This window comes from Nannocystis bainbridge, assembly GCF_028368995.1.
Lineage (GTDB): Bacteria > Myxococcota_A > Polyangia > Nannocystales > Nannocystaceae > Nannocystis > Nannocystis bainbridge.
Map to the genome: position 1 here is coordinate 42792 of NZ_JAQNDL010000001.1, position 26489 is coordinate 69280.

The 26489-nt window shown below is 71.7% G+C and carries 20 protein-coding genes; 13 read left to right on the forward strand and 7 right to left on the reverse strand.

Annotation, left to right across the window (positions count from 1 at the left end; genetic code table 11):
* Window positions 1-2 precede the first annotated feature (2 nt).
* Window positions 3-1175, reverse strand: coding sequence for a hypothetical protein (locus tag POL25_RS00180; protein ID WP_272083538.1), 1173 nt, complete (start codon window positions 1173-1175; stop codon window positions 3-5).
* Window positions 1176-1321: 146 nt separating this feature from the next.
* On the opposite strand from POL25_RS00180, the gene POL25_RS00185 reads away from it, so the two are divergent.
* From POL25_RS00185 to POL25_RS00205, 5 genes are all read left to right on the forward strand, one after another.
* Window positions 1322-2590 (forward strand): hypothetical protein, encoded by a 1269-nt coding sequence (locus POL25_RS00185; protein WP_272083540.1) that lies wholly within the window; start codon window positions 1322-1324, stop codon window positions 2588-2590.
* Window positions 2591-2617: 27 nt separating this feature from the next.
* Window positions 2618-3034 carry a roadblock/LC7 domain-containing protein gene (locus POL25_RS00190; protein WP_272083542.1) on the forward strand — a complete coding sequence of 139 codons (417 nt, stop codon included), beginning with the start codon at window positions 2618-2620 and terminating at the stop codon, window positions 3032-3034.
* Between the two features lie 138 nt (window positions 3035-3172).
* Window positions 3173-3487, forward strand: a complete 315-nt coding sequence (locus POL25_RS00195) for a YfhL family 4Fe-4S dicluster ferredoxin (RefSeq protein ID WP_272083544.1) — start codon at window positions 3173-3175, stop codon at window positions 3485-3487.
* A gap of 372 nt (window positions 3488-3859) precedes the next feature.
* Window positions 3860-4897 (forward strand): lysylphosphatidylglycerol synthase transmembrane domain-containing protein, encoded by a 1038-nt coding sequence (locus tag POL25_RS00200; protein WP_272083545.1) that lies wholly within the window; start codon window positions 3860-3862, stop codon window positions 4895-4897.
* Window positions 4898-4955: 58 nt separating this feature from the next.
* Window positions 4956-5984, forward strand: coding sequence for a lysylphosphatidylglycerol synthase transmembrane domain-containing protein (locus POL25_RS00205; protein ID WP_272083546.1), 1029 nt, complete (start codon window positions 4956-4958; stop codon window positions 5982-5984).
* Window positions 5985-6076: 92 nt separating this feature from the next.
* Here POL25_RS00205 and POL25_RS00210 read toward each other — a convergent pair whose 3' ends face one another.
* The 3 genes from POL25_RS00210 to POL25_RS00220 form a co-directional block, all read right to left on the reverse strand.
* On the reverse strand, window positions 6077-8083 hold the full coding sequence (locus POL25_RS00210; RefSeq protein ID WP_272083548.1) for an alkyl/aryl-sulfatase: 2007 nt from the start codon (window positions 8081-8083) through the stop codon (window positions 6077-6079).
* 251 nt (window positions 8084-8334) lie between these two features.
* Entirely contained in the window at window positions 8335-10380 is a 2046-nt protein-coding gene (locus POL25_RS00215; protein ID WP_272083549.1) for an alpha-amylase family glycosyl hydrolase, read from the reverse strand.
* A 71-nt stretch (window positions 10381-10451) separates the two neighbouring features.
* Window positions 10452-11369 (reverse strand): NAD-dependent epimerase/dehydratase family protein, encoded by a 918-nt coding sequence (locus POL25_RS00220; RefSeq protein ID WP_272083551.1) that lies wholly within the window; start codon window positions 11367-11369, stop codon window positions 10452-10454.
* Between the two features lie 93 nt (window positions 11370-11462).
* Between POL25_RS00220 and POL25_RS00225 the strand changes: the two genes are divergently transcribed.
* Entirely contained in the window at window positions 11463-12347 is an 885-nt protein-coding gene (locus POL25_RS00225; protein ID WP_272083553.1) for a LysR family transcriptional regulator, read from the forward strand.
* 360 nt (window positions 12348-12707) lie between these two features.
* Window positions 12708-13307: a hypothetical protein gene (locus POL25_RS00230; RefSeq protein ID WP_272083555.1), complete on the forward strand. Its 600-nt coding sequence runs from the start codon at window positions 12708-12710 to the stop codon at window positions 13305-13307.
* Window positions 13308-13436: 129 nt separating this feature from the next.
* Here POL25_RS00230 and POL25_RS00235 read toward each other — a convergent pair whose 3' ends face one another.
* The 3 genes from POL25_RS00235 to POL25_RS00245 all read right to left on the reverse strand — a co-directional run bounded on the left by POL25_RS00235 (window position 13437) and on the right by POL25_RS00245 (window position 17910).
* Window positions 13437-14042, reverse strand: coding sequence for a TetR/AcrR family transcriptional regulator (locus POL25_RS00235; RefSeq protein ID WP_272083557.1), 606 nt, complete (start codon window positions 14040-14042; stop codon window positions 13437-13439).
* A 32-nt stretch (window positions 14043-14074) separates the two neighbouring features.
* Window positions 14075-15454: a cytochrome P450 gene (locus POL25_RS00240; protein ID WP_272083559.1), complete on the reverse strand. Its 1380-nt coding sequence runs from the start codon at window positions 15452-15454 to the stop codon at window positions 14075-14077.
* A gap of 332 nt (window positions 15455-15786) precedes the next feature.
* The gene (locus POL25_RS00245) at window positions 15787-17910 is read right to left on the reverse strand and encodes an alpha-amylase family glycosyl hydrolase (RefSeq protein ID WP_272083561.1); all 2124 of its coding nucleotides are present in this window, start codon (window positions 17908-17910) and stop codon (window positions 15787-15789) included.
* A gap of 111 nt (window positions 17911-18021) precedes the next feature.
* On the opposite strand from POL25_RS00245, the gene POL25_RS00250 reads away from it, so the two are divergent.
* The 6 genes from POL25_RS00250 to POL25_RS00275 all read left to right on the forward strand — a co-directional run bounded on the left by POL25_RS00250 (window position 18022) and on the right by POL25_RS00275 (window position 26439).
* A complete protein-coding gene (locus POL25_RS00250) occupies window positions 18022-18330 on the forward strand; it encodes a hypothetical protein (RefSeq protein ID WP_272083563.1) in 309 nt (102 codons plus the stop codon).
* A gap of 58 nt (window positions 18331-18388) precedes the next feature.
* Window positions 18389-20017, forward strand: coding sequence for a carbohydrate porin (locus tag POL25_RS00255; RefSeq protein WP_272083565.1), 1629 nt, complete (start codon window positions 18389-18391; stop codon window positions 20015-20017).
* A gap of 21 nt (window positions 20018-20038) precedes the next feature.
* Window positions 20039-22000: an alpha-amylase family glycosyl hydrolase gene (locus POL25_RS00260; RefSeq protein WP_272083567.1), complete on the forward strand. Its 1962-nt coding sequence runs from the start codon at window positions 20039-20041 to the stop codon at window positions 21998-22000.
* 6 nt (window positions 22001-22006) lie between these two features.
* Window positions 22007-23080 (forward strand): ABC transporter ATP-binding protein, encoded by a 1074-nt coding sequence (locus tag POL25_RS00265; protein ID WP_272083569.1) that lies wholly within the window; start codon window positions 22007-22009, stop codon window positions 23078-23080.
* Window positions 23081-23168: 88 nt separating this feature from the next.
* Window positions 23169-25364, forward strand: coding sequence for an extracellular solute-binding protein (locus tag POL25_RS00270; protein ID WP_272083571.1), 2196 nt, complete (start codon window positions 23169-23171; stop codon window positions 25362-25364).
* 196 nt (window positions 25365-25560) lie between these two features.
* Entirely contained in the window at window positions 25561-26439 is an 879-nt protein-coding gene (locus tag POL25_RS00275) for a sugar ABC transporter permease (RefSeq protein WP_272083573.1), read from the forward strand.
* The last annotated feature ends 50 nt before the right edge of the window (window positions 26440-26489 follow it).

The following is a 26489-nucleotide window of genomic DNA, read 5'->3' on the forward strand; positions in this document are numbered from 1 at the left end:
GCTCAGGGCACGACGACGGCCGTGGCCCCGCGGATCCGCAGGCTGCGCTCGGGATCGGTGAACAGCGGCCCGAGCTCGTCGTGGACCGCGAACTTCCAGCTGCCCGGCGCGTCGGCGGTCGGCTCGGTGATCTCGTAGACCGTGCCGCCGATGCCGACGGCGTAGAGCGAGCCCTGGACCCGCGCGAGCCCCTCGATGTCGAAGCCGGCCGGGATGTCGTCGATGTACGGCCCGTAGGCGCGCGGCTCCGGCTTGTCGCCGGTCGCGGCGACGCGCAGCAGCTCGTGACGGCCGGTCGGCAGCGACTCGGACATCTCGCCGCGGACCAGCGCCAGCACGTCGCCGTCGGGCCCGGTGGCCATGTCGCCGGCGACGCCGACCTTCTCGTCGAACTCGGCGTGGATCGAGCAGATCGGCGCGCACGCGTAGTAGGACGGGTCCTTGCTGATGTCGCTCGGCAGCACGCAGTGCTTCGGCGCGGCCAGGAACTCGGGGTCGAGCGCGAACAGGGCGCCGCGGGCGTCGAGGCCGTTGCCGGGCTTGCCGGCCGAGGCGGCGAACAGCGCGTCGCCGACGAACTCGAGCCCGTTCATGCTCTGGCGCCAGTAGCAGGCGTCGGTCGCCGCGTCCTTCACGTCGCCGTACTTGAAGGCGTAGCGGACGCTCTCGATGCGGTTGTCGGCGCGGGTCCAGTCGGGCACGCCGAGGGTCATCAGGCCCCACTCGTCGTTGAGCGGGTCGTAGCTGAGGCCCCACAGGCCCCGGTCGGCGTGCCAGGCGATGTCGCGCACGGTGAACCGCATCAGCGACGTGTCGGCCATCGAGATCGAGCCCATCTTCTCGTCGAGCCACAGGTTGCCGACCTTGGCCAGGCAGCCCTCGCCGTCGCACTTGCGCGACGGGTCGTAGAGGTACATCGCGCTGCCGACGAACCGGCCCTTGCTGTCGAGCGCGAAGTTGCTCTGGAAGTTGGCCCCGCCGTCGGTCGGCTTGGTGTTGACGATCAGCATCAGCTCGCCCCGCAGCGGCTGATCTTCGGGACAGCCTTCACAGAGGTCGACCTCCGGCGGCAGTCCATCACCCTCGTACGTGTCCGGCTGCATCGGCTCGAAGCCGACGCAACCCGACGCGACCGTCGCCACGCCGGCGAGGGCAATATTGAAAATCGTTTTCATTTTGCCGGTTCTGTAGCACCGGAGTTCCCCGGGGGTCAAGGGGGGAACGCTCCCCAAGAAACAGGAAATCAATGACCTTGCAAATGATTTTCCTTTTCATTATGACCGGCGCCGTTCGCTCGAAAGCGTTCCCTCAGGAGACTTCCATGCGCCTGCGCAGCCTTCCCCTACTCGCCCTCTCGTTCGGTCTCGTCGCCTGTCCCGGCAGCGGCTCGGACACCGACGGCAGCACCACCGACTCCACCACCGCCGGCCCGACCACCGAGCCGTCGACCGAGGGCACCGCGGGCACCGAGACGGCCGGCCCGACGACCACCGAGGACGAGCCGACCGCCGGCACGACCGGTGAGCCCGGCGGCGACCTGAACCCGCACACCCTGGGCGACCACGCCAGCCAGGGCTGCATCGACGCCATGGCCGGCGCCGCGACCTTCCTCGCCGCCACCGCCGAGTTCGACGCCGACGCCGCCGCCGCCGCCTACACCGACGCGCTCAAGATCTACGTGCAGGCGCTCGACACCGCCAACGAGCGCGACGACGACAGCGCCATCACGGCCGCCCTCGCCGACGCCGACGGCCCCGGCGCCGCCCTGGCCGAGGGTCACCTCTACACCAGCCTGATGTTCCAGCTGCGGGCCAACCTCTCGGCCGTCGAGACCGGCGCCGAGGACAAGTACGCCGCCTGGGACGAGGCCCACTGCGTGTGGGACGGCGGCCTGCGCAGCCTGGCCGAGCGGGCCCAGGCCGAGGGCTGGACCGGCGCCGGCGACCCCATCGTCGCCGACATCGACGCCGCCTTCGCCGCCGGCCACGACGGCCTCAGCGGCGAGCCGCCGAGCACCGCCGGGGACGACTGGCGGATCCCCCCGAACAAGCAGATCATCGAGAAGACGCTCTTCCGCGCCGCCCACCGCGACATCGTCGGCCAGTCGATCGGCGCGACCATGGCCGTCGACGCCGCCCGGGCCGCCCGCGCGCTCGGCGTGTTCGGCATCGTCCGCGACCGCCTGCAGGACCGCAACACCCCCGGCATCGCCGTCATCGAGGCCATGCTGGCCGGCGACCCGGCCATGATCAGCGGCTCGCTGATCGCGGTCGAGATGGACAAGGCGTTCGCCAAGCGGACCCGCAACTACGCCGACCAGGCGTTCAGCGAGGGCCTCGGGATCCCGCCGAGCTACAAGGGCGCGGTCGAGGGGCGCACCTATGCCAAGCTCATCGTCGCCGGGATGGGTTCGGCGATGATGAACACCGAGGCCTACCTGGCCGACTGGGAAGAGTACGCGGAGCTGGTGCGGACCGGCGACGACGAGGCGGCGGCCCAGGAGGTCAGTCAGCGGCTCATCGACGCCACGTGCGCCTACCAGACCGCGCTCGGAATCGCCGCCTGCACCGGCAGCGATGACGAGACGTAGGTCGACGGCGCAATATGACCGCACTGCATGGCCGCGATTTTTTCCGGGTACAGCGAGTTCGGCCGAGTCCTGGCCGACTACATCACGCGTGAAGCCTCGGTGCGCGGGGCGGTGCTCAGCGACAACGAGGGCGACGCTGTCGACCTCGCCTTCGATGAGGACCGCACCACCGCCCTCGAGGTCCAGATCCTCGGCGCCCAGCTCGACCGGGCCGCCGAGCGGCTGTCCACGTGGTTCCAGGATCGCGGTCGAGGCCCCTGTGAGATCTTGATTGAGGCAAGTCACGGGAGCCTCTGCTACGCGTTCGTCGCGGGCGCCTACGTGCTCGCGGTCTTCTCCGAGCCCGCCCAGGGCGACGACGAGGCCCGCTCCGCCGAGGCCGAACGGGTGCTCGCGGGCTTCCGGGGCCTGCGCCGTGACATCGAGGCCCTCCTGGAGGCCTGAGAGCGCCGTCCCGCGGGACGGCGCGCGATCGTGACGCAAGGTCACATCTTCCGCCCCCCGCCCCGCTGCGCCGCCGCCGTCCAGGCGTGGCACACTGCGGGCGCGTGGCCCCGGCCCGGAAGGAGCCCTGTTTTACCCATGGCGACCCACATCACTGAAGAGTGCATCAACTGCGGCGCGTGCGAGCCGGAGTGCCCCAACGAGGCGATCTCGGAGGGCGACGACAGGTATGTCATCGACCCCAACCTCTGCACCGAGTGCGTCGGTTTCCACGACTACGAGGCCTGCCAGGCCGTGTGCCCGGTCGAGTGCTGCATCCCCGACCCCGAGCGTCGCGAGACCGAGGAGCTGCTCCTCGACCGCGCCCGCAAGCTGCACCCCGAGAAGAACTTCCCGCCGGTCAGCGAACTGCCCAGCGACCTGAGCCGGTTCCGCAGCGCCAAGAAGAAGTGAGCCGCCGTCGGCGCTCGCTTCACCAACCGATACGATCTCAAGAGCGGCGCCACGGCGCCGCTCTCCGTTTTGGGTCGCGCCCGCGCCGGCCGACCCCCGTCGTTCGCGCTCGCGTCCGAAAGGATCTCGCCGCGAAGGTCACCCGGACCGAGGGCATCGCGCCCTGCCGGCCCCGCTTCACGCGGGCATCGCCTCGCCCGCGATCGCGGCGCCTCCCCCGGCCCGGGCGGGCCTCCCCTGAAGCGCGCGGGGGCCTTCACGACCGGTCGCGCGCCGCGTGAGCATCCTTCGCGCGTCCCGACCCCGCGATCGCCTGCAGGTCCGAGCGAGGGCCCTGACATTCGCCCGCGCCCCGGGGACACTCTCGCCAGCGTGACCCCCTCGCCCGCACCTGCGCCTGCCGCCGCGCCCGCGCGCGTGTGGCTGCGCGTCGGCCTCTCGCTGGCGATCACCGGCCTCGCGCTGTGGCTGGTCCAGCGCCAGCTCGATCCCGTGCCCGGCACGCTCGAGATCGCGTCCTGGGGCCTGCCCGCCTACCTGGCCACCCTCCTGGTCTACGCCTTCCTCCGCTCGGCGCGGTGGTGGTTCCTCGTCAGGCCTTTGGGACAGGTTCGCTTCGGCGACGTCATGCTCGTCGGCCTCGCCGGCGCGCTGTGGATCGTCGCGCTCCCGTGGCGGCTCGGCGAGCTGGTGCGTCCGGCCCTGCTCGCGCGGCGCAGCGGCATCCCGGCCAGTCAGCTGCTCGGCACCGTCGCCATCGAGCGCGTCGTCGACGGCCTTTGCGTGTGCGCGGCCTTCTTCGTCGCCGCCGCCGGCGCCCCCGACGTCCCGGCGCTGTCCGGCCTCTACGCCGCCTGTTACGCCGCCTTCGCCCTGTTCGCCGCCGCCCTCGCCGTGCTCGTCGCGCTCGCCCGCTGGCCGGCCGCGCTCGAGCTGCTGCTGCGGCGCGGGCTCGGGCGGATCGCCGCGCGCCCGGCCGCCATCCTCGCCGACGTCGCCCGCGGCCTCGCCGAGGGTCTGCGCGCCCTGCCCTCGCTGCGCCCGCTGCTGCTGTTCCTCGTTGGCACCATCGCCTACTGGGGCACCAACGTGTTCGGCATGGCCCTGCTCGCGCGCGCCTGCGGCCTCGACCTCGGCCCGCTCGAGGCGCTCGCCGTGCTCGCCGTCCTCAACCTCACCCTCCTGGTCCCCGGCCCGCCCGCGCACGTCGGCACCTTCCAGCTCGGCGTCGCCGCCGGCCTCGGCCTGTTCCTCCCGCCCGACGTCGTGCGCGCCGGCGGCTCGACCTACGCCTTTTTCCTCTACACCTGCCAGCTCGCCATGATCGCCGCGCTCGGCATCGCCGCCATGCTGCGCCTGCGCCTCGGCTGGCGCGCCGCCTTCGACCTCCGCCCGGGCCCCGGCCGATGAACGCCACGCCGCGCACCTGCCTGTTCGGCCATGTCCTTACCGACATGCCCCTCGGCGCATGTCCCTTGCGGCATGTCCCGACGAACATGTCCCCGAGGAGCCCCCGCTCGTGAGCCCGCGCCTGCGCACCGCGATCAAGCTGCTGCTCGGCCTCGGCCTGCTGGCCGCGCTCGTGTGGTCGCTGGTGCCCGGCGGCGACGCCCTGCGGGCCGCGTTGGCGCGGGCTGAGCTGCGGCCCGGCTGGCTCGGCGTGTGCCTGCTGGCGACCTTCGCCGCCACCCTCGTCACCAGCGCGCGCTGGCGGCTGATGGCCGAGGCGATGGGCGGCAACCGCCTGCCGCTGATCGCCTACTTCCACAGCCTCGCGCTGACCAAGATCCTCGGCCAGGTCAGCTCGGCCTTCGTCATGGACATTGTCGGCCGCGGCGTCGCGCTGCGGGCCGCCGGTTCGCAGCGCGGCCTCGGCCACGCGATCACCCAGGCCGTGCTCGAGCGGGTGTTCGACCTCGTGCTCCCGGTCATGCTGCTCGCCTGGGCCCTGGTCGCCTGGCGCGGCCAGTTCAGCGCCGCCGAGGCGGCCGGCTCGTTCGCCGGCGTGTGCCTGCTGTTCGCCGCGCTCGCCGCGGTGTGCCTGGCCCCGCTGACGCGCCTGGCCCTGCGCACCTATGCGGCCGCGCGCGACCTGCGAGCCCGCCTGCGCCGGGTCGCCGCCCCCGACGAAGCGCTCGAGCCGCCCGTCGTGAACCGCCGCCTCGCCGTCCAGATCGGCGTCTACAGCCTGCTGCGCTACCTCTCGGCCATGCTGCTGTTCTGGTCGACCGCGGCCGGCATCGGCGTCGACTTCAGCTTCTTCCAGATCGCCGCCGCGACCCCGATCGGCCAGCTCGCCGGCATGCTGGGCTTCACGCCGGGGGCGCTGGGGATCCAGGAAGCCGGGTGGGTCGGCGGCTTCAAGTGGGTCGGGGCCGACGACGCCGCGATCGCCCTGTTCGTCCTCAGCTCGCGCCTCGTCATGACCGCCTCGTTCGCCGTGCTGGTGCTGATCAGCTGGCCGCTGCTCCGCCGCAGCCGCGCCGCCCAGGCGTGAGCCGACGCTGCGCGACGCATGTCTCATCGGCCATGCCCTCGCGGACATGTCTGCTTCGACATGTCCGATTCGACATGCCCCCAAGGGACACATCAAGGCGTGACGATGGCGAACGCCGGCGGGAAGCGGTCGAGCAGGCCGAGGAACTCCTCGACCGCCGCCCGCTTGCCGCGCAGCTTGAGCGCCCGGGCGGCCAGCGCCTGCTCGATCGTCGTCTCGCCCATCTGCAGCTCGATCAGCGTCATCTTCGCCAGCACTAGCCCGGCGTCCGCGTCCGCGTCTGCGTCCTCGGCGGTGCGGCGGGCGTAGTTGAGGACCCCGCGCTCGACCGTCAGCCTGTAGCGCTCGTCGAGGTCGGTGAACTCCACGTCGAGCTTCAGCGTCGTCGCGGCCGCGCGGGCGCCGTTGAGGCGGACCGCCAGATAGTCGAACAGCAGCGTCGGCGGCAGCGCGCGCAGCGTGTCGCGCCCGCTCGAGTCGATCGCCGCCGCCTCGGGCACCCCGTGGCGCAGCTCGTAGGCGCCCTGCAGGTACTCCGAGCGCCACGGCCCCGACTCGGCCTGATAACCCAGCTGCTCGTACGCGTCGGCCAGCAGCTCCTTGCCCGCCGCGCTGTCCGGGTTGGCGAACACCACGTGGCGCAGCACCTGCGCCGCCCAGCGGTACTCGCCGCGCGCGAAGTCGGCGCGCGCCCGCTCCAGCACCGCCGCCTCGCCGCCCATGTACTCGACGTATTTGCGGGCCGCCGGCTCCTGCGGCAGCTCGTCGAGGTCCGACGGGTTGCCGCTGTAGAAGCCCATGTAGCGCTGGTACACCGCGCGCGCGTTGTGGCGGACCGTCCCGTAGTAGCCGCGATTCGGCCAGTAGTGGGCCAGCGCCGGCGGCAGCTCGAGGTACTCGGCGATCTCCGTGCCGATGTAGCCGAAGTTCAGCATGTGCACCGACTGATCGTGGATGTACTTGTAGAGGTCGCGCTGCTGCTCGAGGTAGGCGCGCACCTGCTTCTGGCCCCACATCGGCCAGTGATGGGCCTGGAACTTGACCTCCAACCCGGCCCCGTACAGCTCGATCGTCTCCTGCAGGTGCTTGGCCCACGCCAGCGCGTCGCGGACCTTGGCCCCGCGCAGCGTCAGGATGTTGTGAAGCGTGTGCGTCGCGTTCTCGGCCATCCACATCGCCTTGAACTGCGGGAAGTAGGTGTTCATCTCCGACGGCGCCTCGGTGTCGGGCGTCAGCTGGAACACCATCTTCACCCCGTCGATCGTCAGCTCCTGCCCGGTGCGGGTGATCGTCTGCGTCGGAGCGATCAGCGACACCGTCCCCGACGCCATCGCGACCCCGAGCCCGCTGCCCACGTTGCCCTGGGCGTCGCGCGGCAGGAACGTCCCGTACATGTACGCCGCGCGCCGGGTCATCGCCGCGCCCGCGAGCACCATCTCGCTGACCGCGTGGGCCAGGAAGCCCTCCGGCGCGATGATCCGGACCCGGCCGGAGCGCACGTCGGCCTCGTCGACCAGCCCGCGCACCCCGCCGTAGTGATCGGGGTGCGAGTGGCTGTAGATCACCGCCACGATCGGCCGGTCGCCGAGGTGCTGCTTGACCAGCGCGTGCGCGGCCCTGGCCGTCTCGATCGTCAGCAGCGGGTCCATCACGATCCACCCGCGGTCGCCCTTGATGAACGTGATGTTCGCCAGGTCGAACCCGCGGACCTGATAGATCCGCTCCGACACTTTGAACAGCCCGTAGATCAGGTTGAGCTGCGACTGGCGCCACAGGCTCGGGTTCACCGTGTCGGGCGGCGGCGCGTCGCGGCGGATGAATTTCTTGAACGGCTCGAGGTCCCACACCACGTTGCCGTCGCCGTCCTTGATCGTCAGCGTGTGCGGGCGCGCGATCAGGCCCCGCTCGGCGTCCTCGAAGTCGGCGCGGTCGGCGAACGGCAGCCGCTGCTGCAGCGCCGCGTTGGCCTGTCGCGTCGCCTCGCTCGCTGGCTTCGGCCCCGCCGGCCCCGCCGCCAGCACCGCGTAACGTACCCCGGCCAGCAGCGACCCGAGGGCGGCCAGCGCGATCAGCCATGCACGAGGTCGGCGGAGCTGCATGCTCCGACCTATGGCCGAGCCGCGCGCCCGCGCCAGTGACGGCGCGCCGCTCGTCGCGTCCGCCGCGACCGCGCCGCGGCTCGCGGCGCGGCCACGTTCGCGCCTGTCCCGAAGGCCAGATTCATCAAACCCCGCCGCCCCCGGCGCCGCCCACCGATGTGGTCTGCGACGCAGGCGTACGTCCGCGAGCGAGCGACGGAGCGCCTTCGCAACCGGCGGCGCCGCCGCCTACCTGTCCCGAAGGCCAGCCTTCACGGCGCCACGAGCACGCGCGCCGAGCGGGCCGGCACCATCACCGACGGACCCTCGACCATCTCTCCCGTCAGCTCGTCCTTGAGCGCCATCCCTGGCAGCCCGCCGACCGACTTGCCCGCGTCGCTGCGGTTGACCGCGACCCACACCGTCTCGCCCTCGCCGGACATCGAGTAGGTCAGCGAGTCGGCGTCGGCGCCGAGGCGGGCGTACGAGCCGCGGCGCAGCGCCGGGTGGGCCGCGCGGATCGCCCCGAGGTCCTGAATATGGCCCAAAAGCCAGCTCTGCCCGCTCGAGTAATTCGACCACTGCATGAAGCGGCGGTTGTCGGGGTCGCCCGCGCCGGGCATGCCGACCTCGTCGCCGTAGTAGACCAGCGGCGCCCCGGGCGTCGTGTAGAGCAGCGTGAACGACAGCCCCAGCCGCTCGAACGCCGCGGCCCCGACCGGCAGCCCCGGCTTGTCGTTCCACGCCTTGTCCTTGCCGTCGGCCCACTGGTTGTTCCACACCGGCGAGTCCTCGGCCAGGTGGATCGCGCGCGGGATGTCGTGGTTGCCGATGAACGTGCTCATCACCGCCGCGCCGCCGTTGTAGTAGTCGGTGTTGGCGTCGAAGAAATCGGCCAGCTCGTTCATCGAGCCCTGGCGCATCAGCACGTTGTAGGCCATCTGCATGCGCAGCGGGAAGTCGAACTGCCCGTCGAGCTTGTCGCAGCCGACGTACTTGTTGATGGTCGGCTTGTCGCCCGTGAACGTCTCGCCGACCATGTAGAAGTGCTGCCCCGACATCGGCTCGATGTCGGCCTTGACGCGCGCGCGCAGGTCGAGCAGCCACTCGATCTTGATGTGCTTGACCGCGTCGAGGCGGAACCCGTCGGCGCCGGTGTCCTTGATCCACTGGATCGCGTTGTCGATCGAGTAGTCGCGGGCCGCCTGGTTGCTGAAGTCGAAGTCGGGCAGGTAATCGGTGAACCAGCAGCGCTCGCCGTCGGCCCCGTCCCACGAGCAGCCGGCCCCGCACACGCAGTCGCCGCCGTTGCCGTTGTCGTTCGGGTTGAACCAGCTCGGGTTGTCGACATACACGGGCGCGGTGATGTGGACGTGGTTCATCGCGTAGTCGAGGATGACCTTGAGGTCGGCCGCGTGAGCCGCCGCCACCAGCGCCTGCAGCTCGGCCAGCGAGCCGAAGTGCTCCTCCGTCTGTGACAGGTCCGTCGGCCAGTAGCCGTGGTACGCGCTGTACATGTGCCCGTCGGTGCCCAGCCCGTCGTCCGAGGTGTTGTTCATCGGCACCGTCAACCACAGCGTGTTGACGCCGAGCTCGTTGAAGTAGCCGTCCTCGATCTTCGCCGTCACCCCGGCCCAGTCGCCGCCCTGCCAGTCCGCCGCCGTCTCGACCCCCGTCAGCGCGTCGTTGCCGGGGTCGCCGTTGTTGAAGCGGTCGACGAACACGAAGTAAATGATCGAGTCGCGCCAGTCGAAGCCGCCGTCCTGCGTCACCGCGCACGAGGCCGCCTCGCAGGTGAACTCCTCGCAGGTCATCGGCTGCAGCACCGAGTTGTAGCCGCCGAAGCCGTCGTCGATCTGGTCGGGGTTGTTCGGGTCGGGGATCCACGCCATCGACCCGTCGATGCGCAGCTTGTACTGCACCGACGTGTCCCACGGGACAGGTACCGTCACCCGCCAGTTGGTGCCGTCGCTCGTCATCGCCGCGCCCTTCGACCAGCCGTCGGGCGCGAAGCTGCCCATCACGTCGACCGACGTCTCGCCCATGTCGGGGTAGGTGAACTCGTAGGCGCAGCGCTTCAGCGCTTCGTCACACATCGGCGGCGGCGGCTCGCCGGTGGTCGGGTCGCCGGTCGTGGTCGGATCGACCTGCCCGCCGGTCGCGTAGCCGGTCACGCCGCCGCCCTGCGACGGGTCGTACGGCATCGTGCTCGGCGGCATCGTCGCCGAGTCGGTCGTCTCCGACTCGAGCGGCGGATCGGTGCAACCGATCACCGACAGGAGCGACAGGACAGGCAAGATCCGGAGAAGGCGAGCCACGCAGCTCCGAGGATGGCGCCGCGACCCGCCCGGGGTCAAGCGCGCCCGCTCCCCGCGCCGAGCTCATGCTTTCACCTCGGCCCGAAGTCCTCGCGATAGCTACCGTGCTCGATGTCCGCGAGCAGCCCGACCTGCCGCGGCTGCCAGCCGAGCGCCCGCGCGTGCGTCGCTCGCACGCGGCTGTTCGACGCCAGGCCCAGGCTCGCCGCCTCGACCCCGAGCGCCGCGATCGCGTCCTGCAGCGGCCACTCGACCGTGCGCTCGCCGAACCCGAGCATGCGACCGATCGATCGCGCCACCTCGCCGAGCGCCGCCTCGCCGTTCTCGGCGAAGAAGAAGCTGCCCGGCTCCGCCTTCGCCAGCACCAGCGCATACAGGTCGACAAGATCGTCGATGTGGACATTCGACCAGATGTTGCGACCCGGCCCGATGTGGACCCCCGCGCCGCGCTCCTTGGCCGCACGGATCAGCAGCGGCACCTGGATCGAGTCGCGCTTGGTGCCGGTGCCGCGGCCGTAGATCATCGTCGGGCAGACCACCGCGGTGCGCAGGCCCTCGGACGCCGCCTCGCGCACCCGGCTGTCGATCGCCACGCGCGCCACCTTGGCCGCGATCGGCGTGTTCGGCGTGTCGTCGGTGAACACCCGCTCCGACGATTCGCCGATGCCCTCGTCGGCCACGATCGACGAGCCGCTGGTGTGGATCAGCGTCTTGCCCGACCCGCGCAGCCCGGCGATCAGCGCCTCGATCGCCGGCCGGTGATCCGAGTCCGCCGTGTTCACCACCACGTCGGCCTCGCTCGCCAGCCGCTGTAACAGCGCCGCGTCGTCGAGCCCGCCGATCGCCGCGCGGACTCCGGTCGCCTCGATGCGGGCCGCCGCCGCCGGGTCGCGGACCAGGCCCACCACCGCGAATCCGTCCTGCACCAACCGACGCGCCACCGAGCCGCCGATGTAACCGGAAACACCTGTCACGAATGCACGCTTCATCTCGCTGTTCCTCGTGCCTCGAGTTTGGCCTGTTCCTCCCCAGCATGGTAGCGTGATTGCCGGCAAACGCCCTGTGCCGCCGAGGCAAAGCCCGTGGACCTGACCCCGCAACTCCAGGCGTTCGTCCGCAGCGTCCGGGCCGGCAGCTTCAGCGCCGCCGCGCGCGAAGCGGGTACCACCCCCTCGGCCTTCAGCAAGCAAGTCGCGCGGCTCGAACAGAAGCTCGGCGTGCCGCTGGTCGTGCGCACCGGACAGGGCCTGCAGCCGACGCCCGAGGGCGAGGCGTTGTTCGAGCGGGTCCAGCGGGCGCTCGACGACATCACCGACGCCTGCGAGGAGGCCGCCCGCGCCACCGGCCCGCGCGGCCTCGTCCGGATCAGCGCCCCGGTCGAGCTCGGCCACGCCTGGCTGGTCCCGCGGCTGCCCGCGCTGCACCGCGCCCACCCGCAGATCGCCGTCGAGCTCGGCCTCGCCGATCGCTTCGTCGACCTGCAGGCCGAGCAGTTCGACCTCGCCGTGCGCGTCGGCGGCGACGGCGACGGCCGCCTGGTCCAGCGGCGGATCGGTCGCCTGCGCCGGTTCGCCTGCGCCACCCCGGGCTACCTCAAGTCGCACGGCGTGCCGCGCACGCCCGAGGCGCTGCCGCGTCACACCCTGCTCGCCATCACGCGCGCCGGTCGGCGCATCCCGTGGGAGCTGGCGGGCGGCGCTCGCCTGGTCCCGCAGGGCCCGTTCGCCGCCGACAGCAACGAGGCCCTGCGTCAGCTCGCGCTCGCCGGCGTCGGCATCGCCTGGCTGCCCGAAGTCACGGTGGCCGCCGACGTCAAGCGCGGCGCCCTGCGCTTGCTGTTCGCCGACGACCCCGAGCCCGGCCTGCCGATCCACCTCGTGTTCCCGCAGGGCCGCCTGCTGGCCCCGCGGGTCCGCGCCGTGGTCGACTTCCTCGCCGACGCCGCCCGCACCAGCATGCCCGCTTGAGCATGTCCTGAAGGGCATGTCCCCGGAGACACGCGGTCTCGGGCTCGACATGCCCATGAAGACATGTCTCGTCAAAACTTCCTGTCCCCGAAGACAGGCCGCTCGACATGTCCCTGCAGACAGCCCAGTGCACCCGGGTCTCGACCCCTCGGCACGCGGCGGACCTGACATGACCCTTCGGACATGTCGATGCGCTCCCCTCGCTCCCAGGCACTCCGCTCTCACACTGCCGCTTTGGTAATTTCCATCACCATAATTTCACCGTTCGTAAACCCCTCGCCGAAGCCATCCCCCGTTTTCAGCCCGCGCCGCCCCGGTCGCGCGCCGCCCCGGTCCCTCGTGGTATGACGGCCTCGTGGCATGACCCTCGAGCAGGCACGATTCGGGCGCACCGCCGCCGCTCTGGCTCGCGGCCCGCTCGGCCTGCTCGCGCTGTGCCTCGTGTTCTCCTACGGCGTCGCCGGGGCGTTCGGCGGCGTCGCCGTCGACCACCTGACCGACGGCCAGCGCAGCGTCCTCGTCGGCTTCATCGTCCTGTTCCCGCTCGCCGTGCTGGCCGCTCTGTACCGGCTCGTCACGCGCCACCACCTCAAGCTCTATGCCCCCGGCGATTTCCGCGAGGAGCGGCATTTCGTCGAGGTCGGCCGCCCCGCCGCCGACCGGCTGACCGCCGTCAGCCCCCCGGGCCTCGTCGAGCCGGTCGTGCACGGCGACGATTTCCTGCTCATCGACGTCGCACCGCCGGCCAACAGCGCCCCGCGCTCGCGCCCCGGGTTCTGGACCCGCGCCGGCGAGACCTACTACGTCACCCGCCAGGGCCTCGTCTACCTGCTGCGCTCGCCCGCCCAGCGGGCCCAGATCACCCGCGTGGACGCCCTGCCGGCCGACTGCAGCCCGATCGCCAGCCAGCACTGCGACCCGGCCCTGTGCGCCCTCGCCGAGGCCGCCGACTCGCGCTGACCTCGCGGACATGCCCCCGACGACATGTCCCGAGCGACATGTCGCAGTCGACATGTCCCGGTCGACATGCTCCCGCGGACACCCCACGAAGCCCGGCCGCGCCGCCCGCTCATTCGCCCGCGCGCGCGCTCACGCCTGCGCGTCGTCGCCGTAGAGCAGCCGGGCCGCGCGCGCGACCTGCTCGACCACCATCTCGGGGCTGAGCAGCCCGCCGGTCCAGCCGACCAGGCGCGAGAACCACACGTCCTCGAGCACCGCCAGGCGGTCGAGCTCGGTCGCGCTGACCGGCTCGTCCTCGCGGCCGCGGATGGCGCCGACGATCAGCTCCATCAGCGCGGTGTGGAACCGCTGCAGCCGCTCGGCCAGCGCGTTCTCGCCGGTCGCGGCCGAGCGGATCACGGCCCGCCCGAGGTGCGGCCGGCCGCACAGCGTGTCGGTCAGGGCGGCGAAGCACTGCACCAGCCGCTCGAGCCGCGTCGTGCCCTGCAGCGGCTCGGCGGCGAAGCGCTCGCGCAGGGCCACCAGCTCGAGCGAGAGGACGCCGACGAGCAGGTCCTCCTTGCTGCGGAACCGCTTGTAGACGGTGCCGAGGGCCACGCCCGAGGCCTGGGCCACGTCGCGCAGGCGCACCGCCGAGAAGCCGCCGGTCTCGGCCAGCCGCACCGCGGCGTCGAGGATCCGGCGGGCGCGATCGTCGATGAGGTTGAGCTCGCCGGGCAGCGGGACTGCAGTCATCCCCCTCGGTGTATGCGGCCCCGCAGGCGTCGTCAACGCTTGGCCTCGACGCGAACGAGGACCCCGTGCTTGGGCCGCATCGTGATCTGGAATTCCTGGGCGATCCGGGCCCGCGGGCTGAGCGTAAGGCGAAAACGCTGGGCGATCATCGCCAGCACCAGCGTGCCCTCGAGCAGGGTGAAGTGGTTGCCGATGCACATGCGCGGTCCGGCGCTGAACGGGATGTACGCCAGCTTGTGCCGGCCCTGCGCCTGCCCCGGTAAGAACCGCGCCGGCTCGAACTTCTCCGGGTCGTCCCAGAAGCGCGGGTCGCGGTGCATCAAGAACGGCACGTAGAGCACACGATCGCCCGGGTACACGCGATGCCCGGCCAGCTCGGTCTCGGCGACGATGTCGCGCCCGCCGCTCCAGGTCGGCGGATACAGCCGCAGCGACTCCTGCAGCACCGCCTTGGTGTAGTGCAGCGTGGTCTGGACGTCTTCAGCCGTCGGCACGCGCCCGTCGAGCTTGTCGACCTCTTCGATGAGCTTGTCCCACACCTCGGGATTTGTGCCGAGCAGGTAGAACGTCCACGCCAGCGCGATCGCGGTGGTCTCGTGGCCCGCCAGGAAGAACGTGGCGATCTCGTCGCGCACCAGCCGCGGGTCGAGCGGCTGGCCGTTCTCGTCGCGCGCGTTGAGGTACGCCGCCAGCAGGTCGTCCCCCATCGCGCCCTCGGCCCGCCGTCGCGCGATGATGTCGAACGTCACCTCGTCGAGCGTCCGCAGCGCCTTACGCAGGCGCAGGTTGCCCGGCGTCGGCCAGCGCAGCGGCAGCTGCAACATCTGGTTGCCGCGCCCCGACACCTGCTCGAGCGCCACCGTGAACGCCTCCGCCGACTCGCCGACGCGCGCGCTGAGGTCGAGGCTGAAGAGCGTCTCGCCGATGATCTCCATCGCCAGCCCGAGCAGCTCCGAGTACACGTTGAACTCGTCGCCGACCTTGAACCGCCGGGTCCAGTCGCCCAGCGTGCGCTCGGTCAGCCGCGTCATCTTGCCGGCCAGCGCCGCCACGCTGCCCTTGTTGAAGGCCGGCTGGGCGATCCGCCGCTCGCGCCGCCACAGCTCGCCCTCGCTGGTCAGGATCCCGTCGCCCACCAGCATGCGGATCGAGTCGTACGTGTCGCGCTTGCCGTACGAGTCCTTGTCGGTCAGCAGGATCTGCTCGACCGCGTCCGGATGCAGCGCGACGAACAGCGAGTGCTTGCCCACGCACAGGCGAAAGAAGTCGCCGTGCTTCTGCCGCGCCGCCTCGACCACGGGCATGATCCCGTGACGCGTCAGCATCGGTAAGTGGCCGAACACCGGCCAGCGCGTCGGTGTCGGGATCGAGTCGATGGGCGGCGAGACACGGTCGAGCAAGGCTTGCAGCACGGTGGTTCCCTCTTTGAAACGCGTTCTACACCCCTAGAACACGTTCCACCCCCGTGCAAGAGCCTGCACGGCGCGCTCCCGCGCATTCGCCGTCCCAGGCCCTCCAGGGCCCCCAGAAACCCAATCGGCGGTCCCGCATTTCATCCTCGATCGGCGCGCGAGCACGCGCCGAGCGGCGTCGACCCGGCGCGGCTTTGAGCCTGCCAGGCGTGAACCGCCGCGCGATCGGGCCTGCGCTTTCGGACATGCCCGATCGGGCATGTCCATGTCGCCATGCCCTCGAAGACATGTCCTTTTCACCATGCCCTCGAAGCCATGTCCCATCGCGCAGCTCACAGGCACGGATCGCCGGCCGGCAGCAGCACCCGCAGCGAGCGCGGCGCCATCGCCACCGACACCCCCGGCGCCAGCGCGAGCGTCTCGCCCGTCTGCGCGTCCACGTACTCGCCGGCGGCGAGCGACAGCCTGTCCAGCGCGATCGTCTGCGCCTCGCCCGCCCGCGACGTCAGCACCAGCGCCCGCTCGCCGCCCGGCGTCACCCGCTCGAACGCGTAGGCGTCCTTCGTCACCGTCACCGCCCGCCGCGACCCGCGGAGCAGCGCCGGCGAGCAGCGGCGCAGCGTCCCCAGCCGGCGCGCCGTCGCCAGCAGCGCCGCCTGCGGCTCCGGCAACGCGTCCCAGGCCGGCATCACCCGCCGGTTGTCGGGGTCCTGCCCGCCCGCCAGCCCGACCTCGTCGCCGTAGTACAGCACCGGCAGCCCCGGCAGCGTCAGCACCAGCCCGAGCGCCAGCGCCTGCCGCTCGTACGCCAACGCCTCGGCCGGCTGCGGCTCCGGGCTGGCCCAAGGGTCAGGTGCCGTCCCGCCCGCCGCCTCCGACACGAACCGCGTGACGTCATGGTTGCCGATCATGCGCGCCAGCGTCCCGCCGCTGCCGGCGGTCTTGGCCTCGACCTCGACCAGCGTCGCCTCGACCGCCGCGAACCCGGCCGACTCGTGGGCGATCACGTCGCGCAGCGCCCACATCAGCGGGAAATCGAACACGCTGTCGAGCCCATCCGGCCCGAGGTAGTAGCGGATCACCTCGATGCCCCACGCGCCCGGGCCGGTGAACACCTCGCCGACGAAGAAGCTGGCCTCGCGCGGCGCCAGCCGCTCGCGCACCTCGGCCGCGATCCGCCGCGTCGCCGCCCGCGGCATCATCGGCACCGCGTCGATCCGCAGCCCGTCGATGTCGAACGTCTCCATCCACCACACCGCGTCCTCGTAGGCCCAGCGCAGCGCCTCGGGCCGCTCGAGCCGCAGGTCGGGCAGGTACGGGGTGAACCAGCAGGTCTGGATGTAGCGACCCCAGTCGCAGCCGCCGAGGCCGCACACGCATGGCGGATCGGACATGTTCCAAAGGTCCTGCGCCTGCGACATGCGATAGCGCGGGTTGTCCTCGTAGACATGGTTGGGCACCAGGTCGAGCAGGACCCGCAGCCCGCGCGCGTGGGCGGCCGCGATCAGCGAGCGCAGCGCCGCCTCGCCGCCGATCCGCGCCTCGACCCCGCGCGAGTCGAGCGGCCAGTAGCCGTGATAGCCCTCGTAGAATTTCCCGTCGCCGCGGCCCTCGCGGGGCTCGATCGGGTTGACGTACACCGGCGACAGCCACAGCCCCGTCGCCCCGAGCGCCTCGATCGCCGCCAGCTCCGCCTCGATCCCGTCGAGCGTCCCGCCCGCGCGCCCGCCCGGGCTCGCCGGCGGCTCCAGCGTCGCCCCGCCCGGCCCGCGAAAGCGGTCGATCATGATCTGATACAGCAGCCCCTCGGCCGGCCGCTCCGCCGCCGGCTCGACCCACCCGACCGCTCCTGCCCGCGCCTCGCGGCCGGCCTCGTCGACCGCCACCAGCGCCAGCGAATGCTTGCCGCGCGGCAGCCCGGCGCGCGCCAGCGTGATCGCCCCGCTGGCCGCGTCGATCGTCGCCGGCACCACCGTCCCGTCGCTCGCGCGGCCCTCCGCGCGCACCAGCGGCGACCCGTCGGCGCCCGCCAGCAGCCGCGCCGAGGCCGTCCACGCGCCCTCCGGCGTCGCCGTCACCCCGTCGACCACCAGCTGCGGCTGCGCACAATCGGCGATGCGCAGCAGCGACACCTCGAGGTCGTCCTGCTCGCGCCAGAACGTCGAAAGCGGGTTGTGGTCATCGACGCGATCGACCCCGTCCTCGACGATCAGGTAGCCGTACTCGCCGGGCGGCAGCTCGAAGCGCGCCACCTGCCACGCCGGGTCCTCGGCGCTCGTGCGCAGCGGGATCCCGGGCGAAAACCACGAGTTCCACGAGCCCACGATCTCGAGCGTCGCCCCCGCGCGCTGCGGCTGGGCCCACACCGTCGCCGCGCAGTCGCGCCGCGGAGGGGCCGCGTCCTCGCACGCAGCGAGCCCTGCCGCGATCGCCGCGGCCGCGATCCGAGCGGACATGCCTCGGCCCCGCATCGGCCCCAGCGTATCACGACGGGCCCGTCCGGCGGCCGCTCCGTGCAGCCCCGTGCGCGTCTGCCTGGAGGTGCTACGGGTCTCGCGGAGCCACTCATGCAGTCACAACAGATGATCCAGGCCCTCGCGCAGATCACCTCGGACTTTCGCCGCGGCGACGTCGACGCCGCTTACGAGGGTTATCGCGACCTGTTCAGCAACCCGGCCTTCGCTCAGGGCAGCGCCGAGGATCGGCGACACGCGCTGCGCCAACTCGTCCACACCCAGGGCGCCCCGGCCCAGTTCACGCGGACCATGCGGGTCGCCCACGACGCCGCCGTCGGGCCGATCCAGGCCCTCGTCGCCGAGACCGACGACGCCGGCGATCGCGAGCTGCTCAAGACCCTGAAGCAGCGCCTCGGCTGATCCCGCGATCCACGCTCGACAACCGTCGTCGCTTCGGAGTACGAATGCGACGACGCCCGTGCGCTGCGATTTTCCTCTCCTGTCCCTCGCCGTCGCGTTGCTCGGCGTCGTCGCCCCTGCGGCGGCCGCCCAGAGCCCGGCGTCGCCGCCCACCACCTCGCAGCCCACGGCCTCCACGCCGCCGGTGACCCCGGCCGAGCCCGAACCTGCCCCTGAGGACAGCTCGGCCGTGCCCGCGCCGGACGCCGTGCCGACCGCGAGCGCCGCCCCGACGCCAGCCGAGGCCCCGCCGCCGACGCCCGTGCCCGAGCCCGCGGTCAAGCCCGACAAGCCCGGCTCGCGCGGCCCGCACCCCCACGATCCGAACAGCCCGCCCGGCCTCGCCGACGGCTTCCATTTCGGCTCGTACGGCCGCGTCATCGCCGGCGGCGACTCTACCGGTCGCGCCGGCCGCAACGGCGACATCGTCGCTCGCGGCTCGCGGCTCGACGAGGCCAACTACGCCGAGCTCGAGCTGCGGCGCGAGGACTACTGGAAATCGACCGGCGCCTACACGCGGATCGTCGCCACCACCGCCTTCGCCACCCCGATCTTCCACTATAACGGCCAGTTCTCGGCCGCCCTGGCGATCCGCAACCTCTACCTCGAGGTCCGCAACGCCGGCGTCAAGGGCCTGTCCTTTTGGGCAGGTTCTCGCATGTACCGCGGCGACGACATCTACCTGCTCGACTTCTGGCCGCTCGACAACCTCAACACCATCGGCGGCGGCGTCGGTTACACCTTCAAGACCGGCACCGAGCTCAAGTTCCACGCCGGCCTCAATCAGCCGACCGATCCTTACTATCGCCAGACCATCCTGCGCCCGCCGGCCTACAATCAATTCGGGTCCGCCGAGGTCGCCATCCTCGATCGCCAGAAGCTGGTCAGCAGCCTCAAGCTCAGCCACGTCTGGCCGATCGGCGACAGCGGCGGCGTCAAGGGCATCCTCTACGGCGAGCTCCACTACGTGCCCGAGGGCCAGCGCGAGATCGAGAGCAAGGTCTACGAGGCTGTCCCCAAGGACAAGGGCTTCGTCGGCGGCGCCCAGGTCGGCGCCTTCACCGGCAAGCGCAGCACCTACGTCAACCTCACCGCGCGGTTCGCCTCCGGCATCGCGGCCTACGGCGAGCTCAACGCCCCCCGGCAGCTGCGGCCCGATCGCACCGCCACCGGCGCCCACGAATTGCTCGTCACCCTCAGCGGCAACTGGGAGCGCGGCCCCTTCGGCCTGCTCATGGGCTCCTATTATCGCCAGTTCCGCAACGCCAGCCGCTCGCTCGATTGGGACGACCTCAACGAGGGCATCGTCATCGTCCGCCCGCAGGTGTGGTTCGCCAAGATCGCCGGCGTCGCGCTCGAGGCCTCGTATCAGGCCCAGCAACGCGGCGTCGCCACCGAGTCCGAGCCCAACCTCTTCAAGCCCGTGTTCGCGCAGATGGGCCGCTTCGGCGTCATCCCGTTCATCACCCCGGGCGGCCCCGGCGCGTTCCAGCGCCCGCAGATCCGCCTGATCTACCTGCTCACCGTGCGCGACGGCGCCACGCGCTCGTTCTACCCCGCCGACGACGTGTTCGCGCGCCGCGGCGTCGACCACTTCATCGGCGTCGGCGCCGAGTGGTGGTTCGGCAGCACCAGCTACTTCCGCTGAAGCGACCTCGGAGACCTCGCCATGCACGATCGCCGACTCCTCGCATTCGCCCCCGCGCTGCTCCTCGCCGCCGGCTGCCTGCACTTCGACACCCTCGACGAACCGGTCAAGATGGCGACCCACGCCAAGGACTGGCGCGAGGCCGTCATCTATCAGGTGCTCATCGATCGCTTCGACGACGGCGACGACGGCAACAACAACCTGCTCGACCGCGAGAACATGGCCCGCTATCACGGCGGCGACTGGATCGGGCTCGAGAACCGGCTCGACTACATCCAGGAGCTGGGCGTCAACACCCTGTGGATCTCGCCGGTCATCAAGAACATCGAGACCGACGCCAACGTCGACGGTTATCACGGCTACTGGGCCGTCGACCTGACCCAGCCGAACGCCCACTTCGGCAACCTCGACGACCTGCGCTCGCTCGTGCGCGCCGCCCACGAGCGCGACATGTTGGTGGTGATCGACATCGTCGCCAACCACATGGGCCAGCTGTTCTTCTACGACATGAACCTGAACGGCGTGCCCGACATCCTGCTGCAGGGCACCGGCACGCGGCCGCAGGGCACCCCCGTGCCGCCGGGCTTCGACCAGTCGGGCTTCACCCACATCACCGAGTACGACCCCGACTTCAACCCGCTCGGGGTCCAGGCCTTCACCTCGCTGGGCCCGGCCGGGCCGGCGCCGGTCGTGTTCCCGTTCGACCCGAAGAGCGGCCACGTCACGCCGATGCCGGCCATCTTCCAGAACCCCGAGGTCTACAACCGCAAGGGTCGCACCTTCAATTACGACGACCCGCAGCAGCTGCTCACCGGTGACTTCCCCGGCGGCCTCAAGGACGTGAACACCACCCGCTGCGACGTCAAGCAGGCGTTCGTCGACTCCTACGCGCGGTGGATCGAGCTGACCGACGCCGACGGCTTCCGCATCGACACCGTCAAGCACGTCGAATACGAGTTCTGGCGCTACTTCACCCAGCGCGTGCGCCAGCGGCTGGCGGCCCAGGGCAAGAACAAGTTCTTCATGTTCGGCGAGGCCTTCGACGGCCGCGACGAGCTGGTCGGCTCGTTCACCAAGAACGACCTCCCGAGCGACGAGGAGCTCGCGCGCGAGAACTCGTGCGACGACGGCCCCAAGCTCACCGGCGATCAGCTCGACAGCGCCTTCTACTTCCCGCAGCACTACCAGGTGTTCCGCGACGTGTTCCAGGACGCCGCCTCGACCGACCGGATCGCGGGCCTGTGGGCCAACAAGACCACCAACTACGGCACCGTCGCGCCCAAGGACAGCGCCGGCGTCGCCCCGCACAAGCTGCTCGTCAACTTCATCGACAACCACGACGTCGCGCGCTTCCTCTACTTCGCCCGCGAGCGCGTCGAAAAGGATCCCGCGTTCGCCGGCAAGTCGCTGCGCGACAAGGAGCTGCGGCTGCGGTCCATGCTGCAGAACGCCCTGCTCATGCTCATGACCGCCGAGGGCATCCCCTGCCTCTACTACGGCACCGAGCTCGAGTACCGCGGCGGCAACGACCCGAGCAACCGCGAGGACATGTGGCGTCCTTATCCGTACCTGGGCGAGACCACCCCACCGCCGGCGTTCGACACCACCGGCGCGACCTTCGCCTTCACCAAGAAGCTGATCGCGTACCGCAAGAAGCTGGCCGCCCTGCGCCGCGGTGACACCAAGGTCGTGTGGTCGACCACGCGCACCGGCGACGAGTCCGACGCCGGCATCTTCGCCTTCGAGCGCGCCGGCGGCGAGGCCGGCAGCAACTACGTCCTGGTCGTGTTCAACACCCACCAGAGCCACGACAGCCGGACCCAGTTCGAGGGCGCCGCCATGACCGTCTCGGCCCCCGCTGGCGCCGTGCTGGTCGACGTCCTCGGCGGCAACAAGAAGTACACCGTCGGCGCCGGCGGCACCCTCGACCTCACCCTCCCGCCGGTGTCCGGCATGCTCCTCGTCCCGCAGCAGGACGTCTGACGCTCCATGGTCGCCGTCACCGCGCGCGCCATCGTCAAGCGCTTCGGGGCCACCGAGGTCCTGCGCGGCGTCGACGTCCACGTGCCCGACGGCGGCTTCGCCGTGCTCGTCGGCCCCAGCGGCTGCGGCAAGAGCACCCTGCTGCGCCTGCTCGCCGGCCTCGAGGACGTCACCGCCGGCGAGATCCGGTTCGGCGAGCGCGACGTCACCCGCCTCGCCCCGCGCGACCGCGACATCGCCATGGTGTTCCAGTCGTACGCCCTCTACCCGCACCTCACGGTGCGCGACAACCTCGCGTTCGGCCTCAACCTGCGCAAGACCGACCTGGCCACCATCGCCAGCCGCGTCGCCGAGGTCAGCGCCATGCTGGGCCTCGACCTCCTGCTCGACCGCCTGCCGCGCGCCCTGTCCGGCGGCCAGCGCCAGCGCGTCGCCATGGGCCGCGCGATCGTCCGCCGCCCGCAGCTGTTCCTGTTCGACGAGCCGCTGTCCAACCTCGACGCCGCGCTGAGAGCCCAGGTGCGCGTCGAGATCCGCAAGCTCCACGACCAGCTCGGCGCCACCAGCGTGTACGTCACCCACGACCAGGTCGAGGCGATGACCCTGGCCGACCGGATCTTCGTGCTCAACCGCGGCGTCGTCGAGCAGGTCGGCCCGCCGCGCGACGTCTACGACCACCCGCGCACCCGCTTCGTCGCCGGCTTCCTCGGCAGCCCGGCCATGAATTTCCTCGACGGCGTCCAGGTCGACGCCGGCGGCCTGGCGCTGCCCGGCGGCCAGCGCCTCGCGATCCGCGACCCCGAGCGGTTCGGCGACCGGCTTCAACCTGGCCGAACGGTCAGCCTCGGCGTCCGCCCGCACGACTTCGTGGTCCGCCCCGACGCCCCCGACCTGACGGTCGAGGTCGAGCTGGTCGAGCTGCTCGGCCCCGAGCTGCAGATCCACGCCCGCCTCGGCGGCCGCCCGCTGGCCGTCTGCCTCGACAGCCAGAGCGGCGTGGCCCGCGGCGACCGCCTCCCGCTGGCCGTGCGCGCCCTCCACCTGTTCGACCCCGAGACCGGCCAGAGCCTGCGCGTATGAGCATGTCCGTGCAGACATGTCCGCTCGCGCATGTCCCCTGCGACATGTCCCTGAGGTCCGGTTGCTGAGGCACGCCGCCCTCGCTCGCATGTCCTCCCGGACATGCTCGCCCGGTCATGTCCTCGGCGCCCTGCTCGCCGTGCTCGCCCTGCTCGCCCCCGCCCTCGCCCGCGCCGACGAGCTGCGGCTGTGGCACGCCTACCGCGACGCCGAGGCCACCGCCCTGGTCGAGATCGTCGAAGAATTCGCCGCCCGCACCGGCCACCGCGTCGAGCTGCTGGCGGTCGCCCACGAGAGCTTCGGCAGCAAGCTCGCCGCCACCATCCCGCGCGGCCAGGGCCCGCACGTCTTCATCGACTCGCACGAGCGGATCGGCGACTACCGGCTGCGCGCGCTGCTCGGCGACGCCGGGCCCGCGCTCGGGCCCGACGCCGACTACAGCGCGCAGTCGCTGGCCGCCGTCACCCAGGACGGCGCGCGCTGGGGCGTCCCGCTGAACGCCAAGTCGGTCGCGCTGTTCGTCAACACCCGCCTCGCCGGCGCCGTCCCGGACACCCTCGAGGGTATCGCCGCCCTGCCCATGCCCGCGGGCGTCTACCCGCTGGCCTACGAGGCCCAGAGCGCCTACGGCCACATGCCGCTGCTGGCGGCCTTTGACGGCCGCATGCTCGCCGACGACGCCAGCTTCGGCTTCGTCGGCCCGGCCGCGGCCCGCTCGCTCGCGTTCGCCAGGGAGCTCGTCGAGCGCGGCGCCGTCCCGCGCGACGCCGACGGCGCCCTCGTGTCCGACCTGTTCCGCTCCGGCCGGGCCGCCTTCGCCATCAGCGGCCCGTGGCTGGTCGGTCAGCTCGCCGGCGTCGAGTTCGCCTGGCGCGTCGTGCCCCTGCCGATCGTCGGCGAGACCGGCCTGCCGATGCGCCCGCCGCTGACCGTCGAGGCCGCCATGCTGTCGCCGCAGGGCTCCGCCTCGCCAGCCGCCCTCGACCTGGTCCGCGCGCTCGCCAGCGCCGAGGCGGCCGCGGTGCGCCAGCGGCTCGCCGGCACCCTGTCCGTCAGGACAGACGTACCTGTCCCCGAGGACAGCCCCGTGCTCGCCGGCTTCCGCGCCCAGGCCGAGCTCGCGGCGCCGATGTCCGCCGACCCGGCCATGCGCTCGACCTGGGAGCCGGCCTTTCGCGCCATCCGCAAGGTCCTGCGCGGCCAGGCCAGCCCCGAAGACGCGCTCGCCGAGGCCGCCCGCCGCTTCGCCGACGTCCGCCGCCCACCGCCGCCCGCCGCCTCGCCGACGCCGGCCCTGCTGCTGCTCGGCCTCGGCCTGCTGCTCGTCGCCTTTCACCTGGTCCGCCGCGCCCGCGACCCCGCCGCCCGCCAGGCCCTGCGCGCCTCGCTGCCGGCCTACCGCTACGTCGCCCACAGCGTCGTCGTCGTCGGCCTGCTGGTGTTCCTCCCGCTGATCGTCGGCGCCGCCACCTCGCTGTTCGCCGGTCGCCCGGGCGAGGGCTACTACGTCGGCCTCGCCAACTTCTTCGAGATCCTCACCGCCCGCGGCGGCCCCTTGCTGGCCACCGGCTCGTTCTGGTTCGTCCTCCTCGTCACCTTCCTGTGGACGGCCGTCAACGTGGTCCTCCACCTCGGCATCGGCCTCGCGCTCGGCCTCGTGCTGTCGCGCCCGACCCTGCGCCTGCGCGCGCTCTACCGCGTGCTCCTCATCCTCCCGTGGGCCGTGCCCAGCTACGTCACCGCCCTGGCGTGGAAGGGCATGTTCCACCAGCAGTACGGCGCCGTCACCGGCCTCGTGCTCGCCATCAACGAGTGGTTCGGCACCAGCCTCGAGCCGATCGCCTGGTTCTCGCGCTTCGCCACCGCCTTCGCCGCCAACGTCGCCACCAACGTGTGGCTCGGCTTCCCCTTCATGATGGTCGTCACGCTCGGCGCCCTCACGGCCGTGCCCGCCGACGTGCTCGAGGCCGCCGAGGTCGACGGCGCCAGCCGCTGGCAGCGCCTCACCCGCGTCACCCTGCCGATGATCCGCCCGGCCCTCGCCCCGGCCGTCACCCTCGGCGCGATCTGGACCTTCAACATGTTCAACGTCGTCTTCCTCGTCTCGGGCGGCGACCCCGACGGCTCGACCGACATCCTCGTCAGCGAGGCGTACCGCTGGGCCTTCACCCGCGAGGCCCAGTACGGCTACGCCGCCGCCTACGCCGTCCTGATCTTCCTGCTCCTGCTCGTCACCACCCGCCTGCCGGCCTGGCTGGCGCGGCGACCGCGAGGCGCGCGATGAGCCCGATCGGACATGTCCCTTCGGCCATGCCCTATCGGCCCTGTCCCCGCGGACATGCCCCATCGGCCATACGCTCGACACCCGCGCGCGCCGGCGCCAGCGGCTGGCATGTCCCATCCACCATGTCTTCCCGGCCATGCCCCCACGGACATGCCCTGAACGACACGCCTCACGCTCCCCCCCGCGAGGTGCGCCGATGAGCCCCGCCGATCAGGGCCGCAAGGTCAGCCTCGCCGAGTCGATCGGCGCCCACCTGCTGCTCGTCGTCGCCGTCGCCTTCGCCCTCTACCCGCTGCTGTGGGTCGTCTCGCTGGCCTTCTCCGGCGCCGTCGAGCCGACCCCGCGGGTCTTGCCGGTCCCGATCGAGCCGACCCTCGAGCACCTGCGCGGCGTCGCCTTCTCGACCCTCCAGGTCCCCGGTGAGCCCGACCGGTGGTTGTTCGGCCTCCAGCTCGCCAACTCCATCGTCATCAGCCTCGCCACCGCCCTCGTCGGCGTCGTCATCGCCGTGCCGACCGCCTACGCCCTCGCCCGCTTCGAGTTCGTCGGCAAGAACGGCGGCATGCGGGCCCTGCTGGCCACGCAGATGTTCCCCGCCGTCGCCAGCGCCATCCCGCTCTATATCATCCTCGACGGCCTCGGCCTGCTCGGCACCCGCTCCGGCCTGGTCCTCTGCTACGCCACCACCGCCGTCCCGTTCGCCATCTTCCAGCTGCGCGGCGCCTTCGAGACCATCCCACGCGACCTCGAGGAGGCCGCCATGGTCGACGGCGCCACCCGCTTCGAGGCCTTCCGCAAGGTCGTCCTGCCGGCCGCTCGCCCCGCGATCGCCGTCACCGCCCTGTTCGCCTTCATGAGCGCCTACAACGAGTTCGTGCTGGCCCACACCATGCTCGGCCGCGAGGAGATGTACACGGTCCCCGTGGTCCTGCAGCGCTACATCTCCGAGTTCAGCGCCGACTGGCCCAAGTTCGCCGCCGGCTCGCTGATCGTCTCGATCCCGGTGATGATCCTCTTCTACATCGCCCAGCGCCACCTCATCGCCGGCCTCACCGCCGGCGGCGTCAAGGGCTGAGCCCGCGATGCGGCCCCGCTGCGGCCGACGAAACAGCGTGCCCGTCTCGG